The organism is Thermomonospora cellulosilytica, assembly GCF_014138835.1.
Taxonomy (GTDB): domain Bacteria; phylum Actinomycetota; class Actinomycetes; order Streptosporangiales; family Streptosporangiaceae; genus Thermomonospora; species Thermomonospora amylolytica.
In genome coordinates, this window is record NZ_JACJII010000001.1 from 2,628,665 (window position 1) to 2,644,823 (window position 16,159).

The following is a 16,159-nucleotide window of genomic DNA, read 5'->3' on the forward strand; positions in this document are numbered from 1 at the left end:
TCGCGGAGGAAGTCTCCGGCCGATTCCGGCCGCCTTCCGCGACCGGAACGCGGTCAGAACTTGCGGTGGTCCCAGCTGGTGACGTGGTCGGGCTCCATCACCACCACGACCCGCTTGGCCAGGGCCTTCTCGATGCCCTCGGCGATGACGGGATCGATGGGGGCGCCCAGCTCGGGGACCGGCAGACCGGCCATCCGGCTGCCGACGACCCGGCCGACCTTGGTGCGGACCGCGGGGTCCTCGATGATGCGGCCCTTGCCCTTGAGCTTGACGCCGCGCAGCTCGCCGTACTCCAGGCCGTCCTCGACCAGGCAGGTCATCACCGGGTTGCGGCGCAGGTTGACCACCTTCTGCGAACGGGCGTAGGTGGTGAACGCGATCCTGCCGTCCAGCAGGGTGTAGAACATCGTGACCAGGTGCGGGGCGCCGTCCGGGTCCACGGTGGCGATCTGCACCTTGAACTGGCTCGCCAGGAACTCCTGGATCTCGTCCGGGGTCATCTTGATCTGCTCGCGCTTGTTGCCCACCGGTTCTCCTCAGCTAGCGGCCCGTCCCGGACGGTGCGATCGCGAACAGAATAACGTTCGGTAATCAGAATGGAAGGCATGTCCACCCGCGATCTCCTCGTCCTCGGCACCGCCAGCGCCGTGCCCACCAAGTTCCGCAACCACAACGGCTATCTGGTGCGCTGGGACGGGCAGGGACTGCTGTTCGACCCCGGGGAGGGCACCCAGCGGCAGATGATCCGCGCCGGGGTCGCCGCGCACGACATCGACTGGATCTGCGTCACCCACTTCCACGGCGACCACTGCCTCGGCCTGCCCGGCGTCATCCAGCGGATCGCCCGCGACGGCGTCGAGCACCCGGTGCGCGCGGTGTTCCCCGCCTCGGGCCGGGACTACTGGGAACGGCTGCGGCACGCCTCGGCGTTCGTCGACACCGACGTCGTCGAGGAACGCCCGATCGGCGGCGCGCAGGCCGCCATCGACTCCGGCGAGGCGCCGTTCACCCTGTCGGCGCGGCGGCTGCAGCACCCGGTGGAGGCGTACGGGTACCGGCTGGAGGAGCCGGACGGGATCACCATGCTGCCCGAGCGGCTCGCCGGGCACGGCATCGCCGGGCCCCTGGTCGGCCGGCTGCAGCGGGAGGGCCGCGTCACCGCCCCGGACGGCCGCACCGTCACGCTCGCCGAGTGCAGCGTGCCGCGGCCGGGGCAGAAACTGGCGTTCGTCATGGACACCCGGCTGTGCGACGCGGTGTTCGAACTGGCGGACGGCGTCGACATGCTGATCATCGAGTCGACGTTCCTGGCCGAGGACGAGCCGCTGGCCCGCAGGTACGCGCACCTGACCGCACGGCAGGCGGGCGAGGTCGCGGCGGCGGGCGGGGTGCGGCGGCTGGTGCTCACCCACTTCTCCGAGCGGTACACCGCCGAGGACTTCCCGCGCTTCGCCGAGCAGGCCGCCGAGGTCTACGACGGGGACGTGGTGCTCGCCCGCGACCTGGACCGGATTCCCGTTCCGTCCCGGCATCGGGCGACCGGGGCGTGATGCGCCGGTTCGGGCCGGTTCCCGGGACGGGGCGGCGGGTAGGAACGCCCGCATGGCAGCCGAAGAGGCCGATGTCGTCGTCATCGGCATGGGACCGGGCGGGGAGAACGCGGCGGGCCGGCTGGCCGAGGCCGGCCTGGAGGTGGTCGCGGTCGAGGCCCGGCTGGTCGGCGGGGAGTGCCCCTACTGGGGGTGCGTCCCCACCAAGATGATGATCCGCGCCGCCGACCTGCTGGCCGAGGGCCGCCGGATCCCCGGGATGTCCGGGGACTCCACGGTGACCGCCGACTGGACCCAGGTCGCCAAGCGGATCCGCGAGGAGGCCACCGACTCCTGGGACGACCGGGCCGCCGCCGAGCGGTTCGCCCGGACCGGCGGGCGGCTGGTCCGCGGCTACGGCCGGATCACCGCGCCCGGCGAGGTCACCGTGGACGGCCGGGTGTTCCGCGCCCGCCGCGGCATCGTGCTCAACCCCGGCACCGAGCCGAACGTCCCCCCGATCGACGGGCTGGCGGGCACCCCGTTCTGGACCAACCGGGAGGCGGTGGAGGCCGAGGCCGCGCCCGGCTCGCTGGTGGTGCTGGGCGGCGGGGCGATCGGCACCGAGATGGCGCAGGCGTTCGCCCGCTTCCGCACCCAGGTCACCGTGGTCGAGGCCCGCGACCGGCTGCTGGCGGTGGAGGAGCCCGAGGCCTGCGACCTGCTGTACGAGGTGTTCGAACGCGAGGGCGTCACGGTGCACACCGGAACCCGCGCCACCGCCGTCCACCACGACGACGCGCACGGCTTCACCGTGGACCTCGACGGCGGCGGGCAGGTCCACGGCGAGGCGCTGCTGGTGGCGATCGGCCGCCGCACCCGGCTGCGGGACCTCGGCGTCGGCGCGGTCGGGCTGGACGAGGACGCCCGCTTCATCGAGACCGACGAGTGGATGCGGGCCGCCGACGGGGTGTGGGCCATCGGCGACGTGACCGGCAAGGGCGCGTTCACGCACGTGTCGATGTACCAGGCGGACGTGGCGGTCCGCGACATCCTCGGGCAGGGCGGCCCGTCCGCCGACTACCGGGCGGTGCCGCGGGTGACGTTCACCGACCCGGAGGTCGGGGCGGTGGGGCTGACCGAGGCGCAGGCCCGCGAGCGGGGGATCAACGTCCGCACCGGCATGACCCGCATCCCGGCCTCCTCGCGCGGCTGGATCCACGGCAGGGGCAACGAGGGCTTCATCAAGCTGGTCCAGGACGCCGACCGCGGGGTCCTGGTCGGCGCGACCTCGGCGGGACCGAACGGCGGCGAGGTGCTCAGCGCCCTGGCGGTCGCCGTCCACGGGGAGGTCCCGGCCGAGCGGCTGCGCTACATGATCTACGCGTATCCGACGTTCCACCGCGCCATCCAGAGCGCCGTCGAGGACCTGTACTCCTGAGCCCGGCCTCAGCACGGCCCGGAGAGGGTTATCCGACGGTCATGGGGCAGGATCGTCGGCATGAACCGCCTCAAGGACGCGACCAGCCCGTACCTGTTGCAGCACGCCGACAACCCGGTCGACTGGTGGGAGTGGAGCGAGGAGGCGTTCGCCGAGGCCCGGCGGCGTGACGTGCCCGTCCTGCTCAGCGTCGGGTACGCGGCCTGCCACTGGTGTCACGTGATGGCGCACGAGTCGTTCGAGGACCCCGACACCGCCCGGCTGATGAACGAGCTGTTCGTCAACGTCAAGGTGGACCGGGAGGAACGGCCCGACGTGGACGCCGTCTACATGGAGGCGACCCAGGCCATGACCGGCCAGGGCGGGTGGCCGATGACGGTGTTCATGACGCCGGACGGCGCGCCGTTCTACTGCGGCACCTACTACCCGCGCGGCCATTTCCGCGCGCTGCTGGACGCGGTGGCGCGGGCCTGGCGGGACAGGCGCGACGAGGTGGTGGGCCAGGGACGGCAGGTGGTGGAGGCGCTGACCTCCCGCACGGCCCTGCCGGGCGGGGTGGAGCCGCCCTCGCCGGACCGGCTCGCCCAGGCGGTCGAGTCGCTGGCCGCCTCCTACGACACCGTCCGCGGCGGCTTCGGCGGCGCGCCCAAGTTCCCGCCGTCGATGGTGCTGGAGTTCCTGCTGCGCCACCACGCCCGCACCCAGGACCCCCAGGCGCTGGCGATGGCCTCGCACACCCTGGAGGCGATGGCCCGCGGCGGCATGTACGACCAGCTCGGCGGGGGCTTCGCCCGCTACTCGGTGGACGAGGCGTGGGTGGTCCCGCACTTCGAGAAGATGCTGTACGACAACGCGCTGCTGGCCCGCGTCTACGCGCACTGGTACCGGCTGACCGGGACCCCGCTGGCCCGGCGGATCGCGCTGGAGACCTGCGACTGGATGCTGCACGACCTGCGCACCGCCGAGGGCGGGCTGGCCTCGGCGATGGACGCCGACAGCGAGGGCGTGGAGGGCAAGTACTACGTCTGGACGCCCGACCAGCTCCGCGAGGTCCTCGGCGACGCCGAGGGGGCCGAGGCGGCGGCGATGTTCAAGGTGACCGCGCAGGGGACGTTCGAGCACGGCGCCTCGGTGCTGCAACTGCCCGCCGACCCCGCCGACAGGGAGCTCTACGAGCGGATCAGGACCCGGTTGCTGGCGGCGCGCTCGCAGCGGGTGCCGCCGGCGCGCGACGACAAGGTGGTCGCCGCCTGGAACGGGCTGGCGATCGCCGCGCTGGCCGACTGCGGGGCGCTGCTGGGCCGGCCCGACCTGGTGGTGGCCGCCGAGCAGATCGTCCACCTGATCCGCAACGTGCACCTGACGGACGACGGGCGGCTGGTGCGCACCTCCCGCGACGGGGTGCCGGGTGCGAACGCCGGGGTGCTGGAGGACTACGCCGACCTGGCCGAGGGCCTGCTGGCGCTGCACGCCGTCACCGGCGACCCGGCGCACGTGCGGCTGGCCGGGACGCTGCTGGACGCGGTGCTGGAGCACTTCCCCGACGGGCAGGGCGGGTTCTACGACACCGCCGACGACGCCGAACGGCTGTTCCGCCGTCCGCAGGACCCCACCGACAACGCCGCCCCGTCCGGCCAGTCGGCGGCGGCGGGGGCGCTGCTGTCGTACGCGGCGCTGACCGGCTCGGCCCGGCACCGGGAGGCCGCCGTCGCCGCGCTGGGCCCGGCGGCGCTGCTGGCCGACAAGCACGCCCGGTTCGCCGGCTGGAGCCTGGCGGTGGCCGAGGCGCTGGCGGCGGGCCCGCTGGAGATCGCGATCGTGGGCGACCCGGCCGACGAGCGCACCCGCGCGCTGCACCGGGCGGCGCTGGACGCGGTCTCGCCCGGCGCGGTGATCACCGTCGGCGACGCGGGCGCCGCCGCGGACGTGCCGCTGCTGGAGGGCCGGGGCCCGGTCGACGGCGGGCCGGCGGCCTACGTGTGCCGCGGGTTCACCTGCCGCCTCCCGGTGACCACCCCCGCCGACCTGAAGGCCGAGATCGCCGGGGCCTGACCGGAGTGCCGGGAACCTCATGACATCCGGGCGCGTCAGATGATTTGACCGGAGAGTGACCTTGATCTCGTTGCGTCTTGGTGTTACCACTGAGTAACGCACGTGCGTCTGACGTTACGTCGCCCATAGGGTCGGGGTGGCGGCGTTCCGTCCGGGTATTTCCGGGCGCGAGTCGGGGCGCGCGCCGGTGGGGGAGCGGAGCCCCGCCGAGGGGTCGCGATGAGGGAGTGGTGCCGTGCCTGGGCCGAGCCGCCGCGTGCTACCGACGGTCATCGGCGTCGGCATCGTGACGAGCCTCGCGGCCAACGGTGCGGTCATCGCCTCCTGGCGGCAGGCCGCCGACCCGGCCGAGCAGTCCACCCGCAGCCAGCGCTACGTCGCCGCGTCCACCGGCCTGGGCGTCTCCCCGGCCACGGTGGCGCCGCTGCGCGGCCGCGCCACCCCGCACCTGCTGGTCGCCGCGCCCGCCACGCTCCCGCCCGGCGTCGTCGAACGGGTCCGCAGGACCAAGGGCGTCAGGCGGATCGAGGTCGTGGACGCCGCCCAGGCCATGGTCGGCGGCAAACGCGTCGGCCTGCTCGGCGTGGAGCCCTCCACGTTCCGGGCGTTCACCCCCGAGCCCACCGCCGAGTCCGACGCGCTGTGGCGCAACATCGCCGGCGGCGACATCGCCATCTCGTTCACGATGGGCAACGACGGCGGCATCAAGCTCGGCAGCCAGGTCCCGGTCGGCGGCCGGACCCGCCAGTCGCAGATGCGCGTCGGCGCGTACGCCACCATGGGCCTGTCCGACGTCGACGCGGTCGTCTCCCGCCGGGCCGCCCGCGACCTCGGCGTCCCCACCGGGAACGCGCTGCTGATCAGCGCCTCCAAGCGCGACGCCGGCAAGATCGCCAGGGCGCTGCGCAAGGTGCTGCCCAAGGGCGCCAAGACCGTCGAGGTCAGCCCCGAGCTCGACGCCCCGGCGCCCGGCGGCCAGTTGCCCGCCGCCAGGGGCCAGGTGATGAACGCCCAGCAGGTCGAGACCGTGATCAGGGCCGCCTACAGCCGCCTGGGCTGGCCGTACGTGTGGGGCGGCGAGTCGGAGGCCGAGGGCGGCTACGACTGCTCCGGCCTCATGCAGTACGCCTTCGCCCGGGCCGGCATCCGCCTGCCCCGCGTCGCCGCCGACCAGGCCCGCGCCGGCTGGGTCATCCCCTACGCCAAGGCCCGCCCCGGCGACATGCTGATCTGGGCGAACGACCCGACCGCCCCGGGCTACATCTCCCACATCGCCCTCTACATCGGCGACGGCAAGATGATCGCCGCGCCCCGCCGCGGCACCGTCGTCCAGGTCCAGCGGGTCTACACCCGCAACATGAAGGGCGCCGTCCGGGTCAACCCCCAGATGGGCGCCCGCCTGAAGGCCTCGGGGCTGTGACGTGTCTCTTGTGGGGGGACGACCCCCCACGCCCCCCGCACGCGGCTCGGACCATCCTCGCCGCCCGGGTTCCGCTCGCCTGGCGGCTCGCTCCACCCGGGCGGTTGCGGTGGTCCGACCGCGCTCAGTCGGCCGGAGCTCCGCCTGGGGGCTCCGCTCCGGCCGACTGAGGATTGGGCCGTCCCAAGCTTGGGTGGAAGTTCTGGGGGCTCCGCCCCCAGGCCCCGATGTCTTGTAATACTGATTACATGACTACAAGCGAAGCAGCGGAGAAGCTGCGCGGGTGGTTCACCGGGCGGTTGCCGGAGGGATGGTTCGAGGGACCGCCCGAGGTCGTGGTGGACCGGGAGGAGGTCAGCGTGGTGGGGCGGCTGGCCCCGCCCGAGCTGGCCGGGGACGTCTCGGACGTCGAGCGGGACGCCGCGCTGGCCGGGCACATCGCGCGGTTCCGGGAGGAGACCCGGGAACGGCGGATCGCGATCGCGCGGGAGGCCGAGCACCGGTTCGGGCACAAGGTCTCCTGGGGGGCCGAGTGCGGGGGCCGGCGGGAGATGTTCACCAACCTTTCGGTCCCGGTGATGACCAGGTTGCGGCAGCCCGAACGGCGGGTGCTGGACACCCTGGTGGAGGCCGGGGTGGCGCGCAGCCGCAGCGACGCGCTGGCCTGGTGCGTGCGGCTGGTCGGGCGGAACGCCGACGAGTGGCTGGCCGAGCTGCGGGCGGCGTTGCAGCACGTGGAACGCGCCCGGGCGGCCGGTCCCAAGGTCTGACGGGCAGGTTTCGTCCGGAGGGGAGTTCTCGTCGTTGGGCCGCGAACCCGGCGATCCGGGCCATAATGAGGCGTCGTTTCGACGGGGGACGCTCGCGGAGGTAGGCCCATGACGGTGCGGCGGGGAAGGCTGACCGCGGCGATCAGGCGCAGCCCGGTGTACGCCGCGCTGCGCGACTCCATCTACCGGATCTACGAACGCCGCGTCGAGTCGTCGCTGCCCACCGACCGGGTGCCCCGCCACGTCGGCGTGATCCTGGACGGCAACCGCCGGTGGGCGCGCTCCATGGGGCTGGCCGACGTGAACACCGGCCACCAGCGCGGCGCCGACAAGATCAGCGAGCTGCTGCAGTGGTGCACCGAGGCGCGGGTCGAGCTGGTCACCCTGTGGATGCTGTCCACCGACAACCTCAACCGGCCGGCCAAGGAGCTCGGCCCGCTGCTGGAGATCATCGAGAACACGGTGGCCAAGCTGGCCGCCGACGGCTGGCACATCAAGGCGGTCGGGGCGATGGACCTGCTGCCCGACTCGACCGCCCGCGTCCTCAAAGACGCCGAGGAGGCCACATCCGACCGCCCCGGGCTGATTGTGAACGTCGCGGTTGGGTATGGAGGAAGGCGTGAGATCGCTGATGCGGTGCGCTCACTGCTCCTGGAGCAGGCGGGTAAGGGCACCAGCATCGAGGAGCTCGCCGAGGTCCTCGACGTCGAGCACATCGCCGAGCATCTCTACACGCGCGGCCAGCCCGATCCCGACCTGGTCATCCGGACCTCGGGAGAGCAGCGGCTTTCCGGCTTCCTGCTCTGGCAGAGCGCCCACTCGGAGTTCCACTTCTGCGAGGTCCACTGGCCGGACTTCCGCAAGGTCGACTTCCTGCGGGCGCTGCGTTCCTACGCCGCGCGGCACCGGCGCTTCGGGTCCTGACCCGTTCCCCGGAGGGCCGCCCGGCCCGCCGCGGGCCACCGGGCCGGGCCGGGGCGCTCTCCCGCGCACCGCGGCCGGCACCGCCCGCAGCGAGCCCCCGGGCGAGCGAGGACGGACCGGCGAGGATGCGGCGTGCGGGGGGTGCGGGGGGTCGTTCTCCCGCACCGAAGAGCCGATCCGGAGGGCCGCCTCCGGACCACACCAAGGGGTGTCCGCCCACGGACGCGCGTCGGCGGTTCGGTGGCGGGGCCCGAAGGAGAGCGAGTGGCCACAACCTCCCGGCGCCGCCAGACCCAGCAGCCACAGCGGCGTACCTACGTCCTCGACACCAGTGTCCTGCTCGCCGACCCGGGGGCGATGACCCGGTTCGCCGAGCACGAGGTCGTGCTCCCCATCGTCGTCATCACCGAGCTCGAGGCCAAGCGTCACCACCCGGAACTGGGCTACTTCGCCCGCCAGGCGCTGCGCATGCTGGACGACCTGCGGCTGGAGCACGGCCGTCTCGACGAGGCCGTCCCCCTCGGCGACCAGGGCGGATCGCTGCGCGTCGAGCTCAACCACTCCGACCCCGGGGTGCTGCCGGACGGGTTCCGGCTCGGCGACAACGACACCCGCATCCTGTCGGTGGCCGCCTGGCTGGCGCGCGAGGGCAGGGACGTGGTGCTGGTCTCCAAGGACCTGCCGCTGCGGGTGAAGGCGTCGGCGGTGGGCCTGGCCGCCGAGGAGTATCGGGCCGAGATGGTGGTGGAGTCCGGCTGGACCGGGATGCGCGAGCTGGAGGCGACCGCCGCGCAGGTCGAGGAGCTGTACGAGACCGGGACGCTGGACCTGGAGCAGGCCCGCGAGCTGCCCTGCCACACCGGGCTGCGGCTGCTGTCGGAGCGCGGCTCGGCGCTGGGCCGGGTGCAGCCGGACAAGTCGGTGCGGCTGGTGCGCGGCGACCGCGAGGTGTTCGGGCTGCGCGGCCGGTCCGCCGAGCAGCGGATCGCGCTCGACCTGCTGATGGACGAGGACGTCGGGATCGTGTCGCTGGGCGGCCGGGCCGGCACCGGCAAGTCGGCGCTGGCGCTGTGCGCGGGCCTGGAGGCGGTGCTGGAACGCCGCCGGCACCGCAAGGTCGTGGTGTTCCGCCCGCTGTACGCGGTCGGCGGCCAGGAGCTGGGCTACCTGCCCGGTTCGGAGGGCGAGAAGATGTCGCCCTGGGCGCAGGCGGTCTACGACACCCTGTCGGCGGTGACCACCCCGGAGGTCATCGAGGAGGTGTTGGACCGTGACATGCTCGAGGTCCTGCCGCTGACCCACATCCGCGGCCGGTCCCTGCACGACGCGTTCGTGATCGTCGACGAGGCCCAGTCGCTGGAACGCGGGGTGCTGCTGACCGTGCTGTCGCGGATCGGCGCGGGCTCGCGGGTGGTGCTGACCCACGACGTGGCGCAGCGCGACAACCTGCGGGTCGGCCGGTACGACGGGGTGGCCGCCGTGGTGGAGCGGCTCAAGGGCCATCCGCTGTTCGCGCACGTGACGCTGACCCGTTCGGAACGGTCCCCGATCGCCGCGCTGGTGACCGACCTGCTCGGCGACGTCGGAGCCTGACCGGCGCGTTCGTCCCGGACCCGCCCGCGGCCGGCCGCGGGCGGGTCCGCGTCGTCATGCACGAGTTCACAAGCGGACACTATGCGTGCTGACGTCATCCCGTTCCGCAATACTGTGGTAAAGGTCACACCAAGCCCGGTAAACCCTTCAAATCCCAGCTCTGCCGGGCGATCCGGAGCGTTCGGCGCCGAGTTGACATCGGCCGCGACCGCTCCAAATGTTGCGTTTTGGTTGCGAACCACCCGGTGACCTCGGGCATTGTGTGCAGCCGTAAGCACCTCCGAGCGGTGCGGACCCGCCGGTCCCTGCTCAGCCCCCCGTCGGGTCACCGCTCCGGCCGGGCCGGTGCGGGCGATCACCGCGGGCCCGCGGCCAGGAGGTGGACGCCTTCGTACGCGTGCCCATGCGCGTGCGACCGTCGGAAGGGCCGCCTTGTACGGAGACCGACCGGGGTCCCCAAGTAGGCGAGACGATCGCAGCGATGGATGGGAGCCGCAGACCGGCCCGGCAGAGCCGGAGCGGCAGGAGTTCGCCCCCACCACGTCCCCCGAGGACGTCCGGGTCGCCGGTGCCTCGCTCGACGAGCCCGGCCGGGACCCGCAGACCGGGCCGCAGGCCCCCCAGGCGGGCCGCGGCCACAAGAACGCGTCCGGGCGCATGCCGCTGCGGATCGCGGCGGTGGCCGGAGCCGCCGTGGTGCTGGTCGGCGCCGGCGCCGTCGCGGCGTTCGCGACGGCCGGCGACGGCGGGAAGACCGCCGCCGCCGCCAAGTCCACGCCGCAGGCCGACGCGCCCCGCCGGCCCGACCCCCGGGTGCTGGAGGAGCAGCGGCGGCGGCTCAACCTGGAGCGGGCCGACCAGGCCGCCCGCAAGGACGCCGGCAGGCGGCTGGAACTGCAGCCCAAGGGCCGCAAGCCCACCCCCAAGCCCACCAGGACCCCCGGCGCGTACGCCGGGAACCCCGTCCCGGCCGGCGAGGCGCAGCGGATCGCCAAGGCGATGCTGCCGAGCTTCGGGTTCGACCCCGACACCCAGTTCGGCTGCCTGGTGAAGCTGTGGGACAAGGAGAGCGGCTGGCGGACCACCGCCCAGAACCCCTCCTCCGGCGCCTACGGCATCCCGCAGGCGCTGCCGGGCGAGAAGATGGCCAGCGCCGGCGACGACTGGCGGACCAACCCGCGCACCCAGATCAAGTGGGGCCTGGGCTACATCAAGGACCGCTACGGCTCGCCCTGCGAGGCCTGGGCGCACTCCCAGAGCGTCGGCTGGTACTGACCGGCCCCTCGGCCCGCGGAAAGGACGGCCCACCGCCCGCCTTTTCCGCGGGCCGAACGCATGACGCCGTCGAAAGGTCGGTAAAACGGCGGCAGAGAGTTCCCGCCCCGACGATTCGGCGAGCCGCCGCCGTCGCACATTCACTCACGTGTCACGACAACACGACGACGGTGAATGCGACATGCGCAAAAAACGGGCCGGAACCGTGCTGACCGCGTTGGCGGTCGCATTCGGCCCGATGCCGGCGGCCGACGCGCGGGTCGCCGAGGAGACCGCCGGCCGGGCCGAACGCCACCGGATCGCCCAGCCCCACAAGGCCGGGTCGCAGACGGCGCGCCCGTCCGCGCGCCGCCTCGCCGCGCACCGCCCGGCCAAGCGCCGCCCGGGGCGCGGGCAAGGCCGCGACCACCACGGCGGCCGGGCGGAACACAACCGGATGCTCGGCCTGATGCTGATCCAGCGCCGCTGGCCCGACCCGCGCCAGTTCCGCTGCCTGGACCGGCTGTGGACCCGTGAGAGCGGCTGGAACCACCTGACCAGCAATCCGCACTCCGGCGCGTACGGCATCCCGCAGGCGCTGCCCGGCTCCAAGATGGCCGGGGCCGGCGACGACTGGGAGACCAGCCCGCGCACCCAGATCAGGTGGGGCCTGCGCTATATCGCCCAGCGCTACGGAACCCCGTGCCGGGCCTGGGCGCATTTCCGCGACAAGGGCTGGTACTGAGCCTCGCCGAGGGGTCCGCGGCCGTTCCGGAATGGCCTCGGAAATGGCTCAGCGTCCGGTCATGGCGAGCACGTCCAGGGCGGCGTCGAGTTCTTCCAGGGTGATCCGGCCGGCGTCGACGTGCCCGCGTTCCAGCACCACCTGGCGGATCGTCTTGCGCTCGCGCAGCGCCTGCTTGGCGACGGCGGCGGCCTCCTCGTACCCCAGGTGCCGGTTGAGCGGGGTGACGATCGACGGCGAGGACTCCGCGTAGGTGCGGCAGCGTTCGGCGTCGGCCTCGACGCCGTCCACGCAGCGGTCGGCCAGCAGCCGGGAGGCGTTGGCCAGCAGCCGGATCGACTCCAGGACGTTGCGGGCCATCATCGGCAGCATCACGTTCAGCTCGAAGTTGCCGGCCGCCCCGCCGAACGCCACCGCCGCGTCGTTCCCGATCACCTGCGCGGCCACCTGGATCACCGCCTCGCAGACCACCGGGTTGACCTTGCCGGGCATGATCGATGATCCCGGCTGCAGGTCCGGCAGCCGGATCTCGGCCAGACCGGCGGTCGGCCCCGACCCCATCCAGCGCAGATCGTTGGCGATCTTGTTGAGTCCGACCGCGACGGTGCGCAGCGCCCCGCTGGCCTCCACCAGCCCGTCCCGCGCGCCCTGCGCCTCGAAGTGGTCGCGGGCCTCGGTCAGCGGCAGCCCGGTGTCGGCGGCGATCGCCGCGATCACCTTGGCGGCGAACCCGGGCGGGGTGTTGATCCCGGTGCCCACCGCGGTCCCGCCCAGCGGCAGCTCGGCCAGCCGCGGCAGCACCGCCTCCAGCCGCTCCACCCCGTACCGCACCTGGGCCGCGTAGCCGCCGAACTCCTGGCCGAGCGTGACCGGGGTGGCGTCCATCAGGTGGGTGCGGCCCGCCTTGACCACGTCGGCGAACTCGGCGGCCTTGCGCTCCAGCGAGGCCGACAGGTGCCGCAGCGCGGGGATCAGCTCGCCCACCACCGCCTCGGTCGCCGCGATGTGGATCGACGACGGGAACACGTCGTTGGACGACTGGGAGGCGTTCACATGGTCGTTGGGGTGCACCGGCCGGCCCAGCCGCTCGGCCGCCAGCGTGGCGATCACCTCGTTGGCGTTCATGTTGGACGAGGTGCCCGACCCGGTCTGGAACACGTCGACCGGGAACTGGTCGTGCCAGCGGCCGTCCACGATCTGGCGGGCCGCCTCCGCGATCGCCGCCGCCATGTCCGGCTCCAGCACCCCCAGCTCGGCGTTCACCGCGGCGGCGGCGGCCTTGATCCGGGCCAGCGCGACGATCTGCGCCGGCTCGATCCCGCGCCCGGAGATCGGGAAGTTGTGCACCGCCCGCTGGGTCTGCGCCCGCCACTTGGCCTCGGCGGGCACGCGCACCTCGCCCATCGAGTCCCGCTCGACCCGGTAGCCCTGCTCGGTCATCGTCGACACCTCCGGCCACTGCGCCCTCGCCGCCGTCGCTCCCGTCCTACCCCCGGTCCCCGGAAGGAACGGGGCCGGAGGGCCGGGCGCGCCGGCGAGGGCTCCCTGTGCGTCCCTGCGTCAAGATGCAGCCGTGCCGGCGGTGCCGGGCATTCCCGGCCGGCGGATCATTTCTGGACCAGGTAGTCCTTCCGGGTGCCGGGCGCGCCCATCGGCTGCTTGCGGCCGTTGACCCACACCTCGCAGGCGGCGCTGTCGTAGATCACCGCCGACAGCCGGGGTTTGTCGAAGACCCGCTCCTCGCCGCGCGCCATCATGCCGCGGAACTCCAGGTTCAGCGATCCGGCCTCGGCGACGAAGATCCGGCAGGTGTCGCCGACCGCCCGGATCACCAGCGGGTTGGTCGCCGCGGCGGGCGGCGCGGTGACGGGCCTGGCGGTGGCGTCGCGCCCGTCGTCGGCCACCGCCTGCCCGGGGCTCTCCCGGACCATCCCGACGATCAGCGCTCCCACGCCGACGCCGCAGGACGCCAGCGTGGCGGCGACCAGCCCCACCACCACCGCCAGCCGGTACCGGGGGGTGGCCTGGCGGCGCGCCGCGCGCCGCGGCGACATGGCGCGCTCGAGCCGGTCCACCGCACGGGCGTGGCTGAGCCGCCGCAGCGGGTTCTTCTGCAGCAGCCCGTTGAGCACCGGGGCCAGCGGCCCGGCGTTCTGCGCGGGCGGCGGGTCCTCGTTGGCCAGCGCGCTGAGCGTGGCCATCACGTTGCCGCGCTCGAACGGCGGATGCCCCTCCAGCGCGGCGTACAGGGTGGCGCCCAGCGACCACAGGTCGGCCTGCGGGGTGGCGCGCTCGCCGGCGGCCACCTCCGGGGCCACGTAGGCCGGGGACCCCATGAAGTGCCCCGACTTGGTCAGGCTGGTCGCGCCCGAGGAGAAGGCCAGCCCGAAATCGGTGAGGACGACCCGGTCGCCGTCCAGCAGCACGTTGGACGGCTTGAGGTCGCGGTGGACGATCCCGGAGCGGTGCGCCACCGCCAGCGCGTCCAGCAGCTGGCGGCCGATGTAGGCGACCCGCTCGGGCGGCAGCGGGCCCTCCCGCTCGATGAGCTGCTCCAGGTTGGGCGCCTCGATCAGCTCCATCACGATCCACGGCCGGCCCTGCTCGATCACCACGTCGTAGACCTCGACGATCGAGGGGGTGCGCAACTGGGCCGGGGCGCGGGCCTCGCGCAGGCACCGGCGGTAGAAGACCACCCGCTCTTCCTCGCCCAGATCGGCCGGCAGCCTCAGTTCCTTGATCGCCACCGCGCGGTCGAGCAGGTCGTCGTGCCCCCGCCACACCGTGCCGTTCGCACCCTGGCCGATTTCGGATACCAGCCGATAGCGCGTCGCCAGCACGAGGCGCTCAGACTGAGACATGGCGGAAAAGATACCGGAATGGGCGCGTTCGGCACGGCGGGATCGCCGCAGGTTCACCGAATCATTCAGGTCTCGCGGTTTCGCTTGCATCTGTCGCCGATCTCTGGGAAGGAGAACCGCCGCGAGCCCGGGCGCGGGGCCGCCGAAGGCGCCGATGCGGAAGGACCGGACCGACAGTGAACGCCAAGGAGCGCTCGACGCTTTCCGCCGGAGTGCTGCCGCTGCTGCCAGCCGACCCCCGCACCGTGGGCGGCCACCGCCTGCTGGGACGGCTGGGGAACGGCGGCATGGGCCTGGTCTACCTGGGGGAGTCCAAGGACCCCGGGGGAGGCCTGGTGGCCGTCAAGACGCTGCATCCGGCGCACGCCGCCGACCCGGAGGCCCGGCGGCGGTTCCGTGACGAGGCCGCCCACACCCGCCGGATCGGGTCCTGCTGCATCGCCCGGGTCATCGAGGACGGCAGCGACCGGGCGCAGCCGTACCTGGTCACCGAGTACATCCAGGGCCCGCCGCTGTCGCAGGTCGTGCAGGAACGGGGCGCGCTGCCGCACGACCAGGTCTACGCGATCGCCCTCGGGGTCGCCGACGCGCTGGTCGCCGTGCACCGGGCCGGGGTGGTGCACCGCGACGTCAAGCCGTCCAACGTGCTGCTGGCCGCCGACGGGCCGCGGATCATCGACTTCGGCATCGCGCATCCGCTGGAGGGCGCCGAGGGCCCGACCCGGGACGGGGTGGTGATGGGCAGCCCCGGGTGGATCGCTCCAGAACGGCTGACCGGAGGGACCGCCGGGGCGGCCTGCGACGTGTTCGGCTGGGGGATGCTGATCGCCTACGCCGCCACCGGGCGGCACCCGTTCGGCGAGGGCGACGGCGAGCAGCTCGCGCACGGCATCCTCACCCTGCCGCCGGACCTGGCCGGGGTGCGGGAGCCGCTGCGCAGGCTGGTGGAGGCGGCGCTGGCCAAGGACCCCGCGCTGCGCCCCACCGCCGAGGACCTGCTCAGCGCCCTGCTCAAGCCGTGCGCCGAGGAGACGGCCGCCCTGGCGGTGGAGCAGCTGTGGGCACCGCCCCTGCCCGACCCCGTGCCCCAGGCGGTCGTCGCCCCGCGGCACCGGGACCGCCGGCGCGCGGTGACCGGCCTGGCCACCGCGGCGGTGTCGCTGGGCGCGGGCACCCTGGCGGGCTTCCTGGTCGGGGCCACCCCCGCAGGCGACGCGGGCGCCGAGGCCCCGCCGCGCGTGGAGGTCACCGTGACCACCCGGGTCCCGCAGGACCCCGCCCGCTCCAACTCCAGTCCGGACACCCCGCCGGGCGGCGCCCCCACGGACGACCGCCCGGCCGCCGGTCCGACGCCGACCCCCTCGGACGGCTCCCGGACCCGCGGGCCACGGTCCGCCGCACCGGATCCGGCGTCCCCGCCCGGCTCGTCCGGGCCGCCGTCCGAGACCACCGAGCCGGCCTCGCCCGGCACCGGCTCCAAGGAACCGGAGCCGACGACCGAGCCGCAGACCCCTTCCGGCAAGCGCCCCGGCGACAAGCCCGGCGGTCCCCAGGAAGACGACGAGTGACG

13 protein-coding genes are annotated in these 16,159 nt (G+C 73.7%); 10 read left to right on the forward strand and 3 right to left on the reverse strand.

All coding sequences use genetic code 11. The annotated features are described in order from the left end of the window. Positions 1 to 53 precede the first annotated feature (53 nt). A complete protein-coding gene (locus HNR21_RS12455; RefSeq protein WP_182705321.1) occupies positions 54 to 527 on the reverse strand; it encodes a pyridoxamine 5'-phosphate oxidase family protein in 474 nt (157 codons plus the stop codon). Positions 528 to 605: 78 nt separating this feature from the next. On the opposite strand from HNR21_RS12455, the gene HNR21_RS12460 reads away from it, so the two are divergent. From HNR21_RS12460 to HNR21_RS35195, 9 genes are all read left to right on the forward strand, one after another. After that, positions 606 to 1,550, forward strand: a complete 945-nt coding sequence (locus HNR21_RS12460; protein WP_119727328.1) for a ribonuclease Z — start codon at positions 606 to 608, stop codon at positions 1,548 to 1,550. Positions 1,551 to 1,602: 52 nt separating this feature from the next. Beyond that, positions 1,603 to 2,970: a dihydrolipoyl dehydrogenase family protein gene (locus HNR21_RS12465; protein WP_182705322.1), complete on the forward strand. Its 1,368-nt coding sequence runs from the start codon at positions 1,603 to 1,605 to the stop codon at positions 2,968 to 2,970. A 60-nt stretch (positions 2,971 to 3,030) separates the two neighbouring features. Then, complete coding sequence (locus HNR21_RS12470) at positions 3,031 to 5,022, forward strand: thioredoxin domain-containing protein (protein ID WP_182705323.1); 1,992 nt, start codon at positions 3,031 to 3,033, stop codon at positions 5,020 to 5,022. A gap of 256 nt (positions 5,023 to 5,278) precedes the next feature. Next, on the forward strand, positions 5,279 to 6,442 hold the full coding sequence (locus HNR21_RS36340; RefSeq protein WP_312881004.1) for a C40 family peptidase: 1,164 nt from the start codon (positions 5,279 to 5,281) through the stop codon (positions 6,440 to 6,442). 248 nt (positions 6,443 to 6,690) lie between these two features. Further along, on the forward strand, positions 6,691 to 7,212 hold the full coding sequence (gene abmR, locus HNR21_RS12480; protein WP_182705325.1) for an ATP-binding transcription factor AbmR: 522 nt from the start codon (positions 6,691 to 6,693) through the stop codon (positions 7,210 to 7,212). A 108-nt stretch (positions 7,213 to 7,320) separates the two neighbouring features. Further along, complete coding sequence (locus HNR21_RS12485) at positions 7,321 to 8,136, forward strand: isoprenyl transferase (RefSeq protein WP_119727333.1); 816 nt, start codon at positions 7,321 to 7,323, stop codon at positions 8,134 to 8,136. Positions 8,137 to 8,400: 264 nt separating this feature from the next. Next, a complete protein-coding gene (gene phoH2 / locus HNR21_RS12490) occupies positions 8,401 to 9,729 on the forward strand; it encodes an RNA 5'-3' helicase PhoH2 (protein ID WP_119727334.1) in 1,329 nt (442 codons plus the stop codon). A 657-nt stretch (positions 9,730 to 10,386) separates the two neighbouring features. Then, positions 10,387 to 11,004: an aggregation-promoting factor C-terminal-like domain-containing protein gene (locus tag HNR21_RS12495; RefSeq protein WP_182705326.1), complete on the forward strand. Its 618-nt coding sequence runs from the start codon at positions 10,387 to 10,389 to the stop codon at positions 11,002 to 11,004. A gap of 181 nt (positions 11,005 to 11,185) precedes the next feature. Continuing rightward, complete coding sequence (locus HNR21_RS35195) at positions 11,186 to 11,728, forward strand: aggregation-promoting factor C-terminal-like domain-containing protein (protein ID WP_246442119.1); 543 nt, start codon at positions 11,186 to 11,188, stop codon at positions 11,726 to 11,728. A gap of 48 nt (positions 11,729 to 11,776) precedes the next feature. Here HNR21_RS35195 and HNR21_RS12505 read toward each other — a convergent pair whose 3' ends face one another. Next, positions 11,777 to 13,168 carry a class II fumarate hydratase gene (locus tag HNR21_RS12505; protein ID WP_182705327.1) on the reverse strand — a complete coding sequence of 464 codons (1,392 nt, stop codon included), beginning with the start codon at positions 13,166 to 13,168 and terminating at the stop codon, positions 11,777 to 11,779. Positions 13,169 to 13,335: 167 nt separating this feature from the next. Then, on the reverse strand, positions 13,336 to 14,589 hold the full coding sequence (locus HNR21_RS12510) for a serine/threonine-protein kinase (RefSeq protein WP_182705328.1): 1,254 nt from the start codon (positions 14,587 to 14,589) through the stop codon (positions 13,336 to 13,338). 176 nt (positions 14,590 to 14,765) lie between these two features. On the opposite strand from HNR21_RS12510, the gene HNR21_RS12515 reads away from it, so the two are divergent. Next, positions 14,766 to 16,157, forward strand: a complete 1,392-nt coding sequence (locus HNR21_RS12515; RefSeq protein ID WP_182705329.1) for a serine/threonine-protein kinase — start codon at positions 14,766 to 14,768, stop codon at positions 16,155 to 16,157. The last annotated feature ends 2 nt before the right edge of the window (positions 16,158 to 16,159 follow it).

Coding starts and splice junctions, on each gene's coding strand:
- HNR21_RS12460 (WP_119727328.1), top strand. CDS start 606: ATGTCCACCCGCGATCTCCTCGTCCTCGGCACCGCCAGCGCCGTGCCC.
- HNR21_RS12465 (WP_182705322.1), top strand. CDS start 1,603: ATGGCAGCCGAAGAGGCCGATGTCGTCGTCATCGGCATGGGACCGGGC.
- HNR21_RS12470 (WP_182705323.1), top strand. CDS start 3,031: ATGAACCGCCTCAAGGACGCGACCAGCCCGTACCTGTTGCAGCACGCC.
- abmR (WP_182705325.1), top strand. CDS start 6,691: ATGACTACAAGCGAAGCAGCGGAGAAGCTGCGCGGGTGGTTCACCGGG.
- HNR21_RS12485 (WP_119727333.1), top strand. CDS start 7,321: ATGACGGTGCGGCGGGGAAGGCTGACCGCGGCGATCAGGCGCAGCCCG.
- HNR21_RS12495 (WP_182705326.1), top strand. CDS start 10,387: ATGCCGCTGCGGATCGCGGCGGTGGCCGGAGCCGCCGTGGTGCTGGTC.
- HNR21_RS35195 (WP_246442119.1), top strand. CDS start 11,186: ATGCGCAAAAAACGGGCCGGAACCGTGCTGACCGCGTTGGCGGTCGCA.
- HNR21_RS12505 (WP_182705327.1), bottom strand. CDS start 13,168: ATGACCGAGCAGGGCTACCGGGTCGAGCGGGACTCGATGGGCGAGGTG.
- HNR21_RS12510 (WP_182705328.1), bottom strand. CDS start 14,589: ATGTCTCAGTCTGAGCGCCTCGTGCTGGCGACGCGCTATCGGCTGGTA.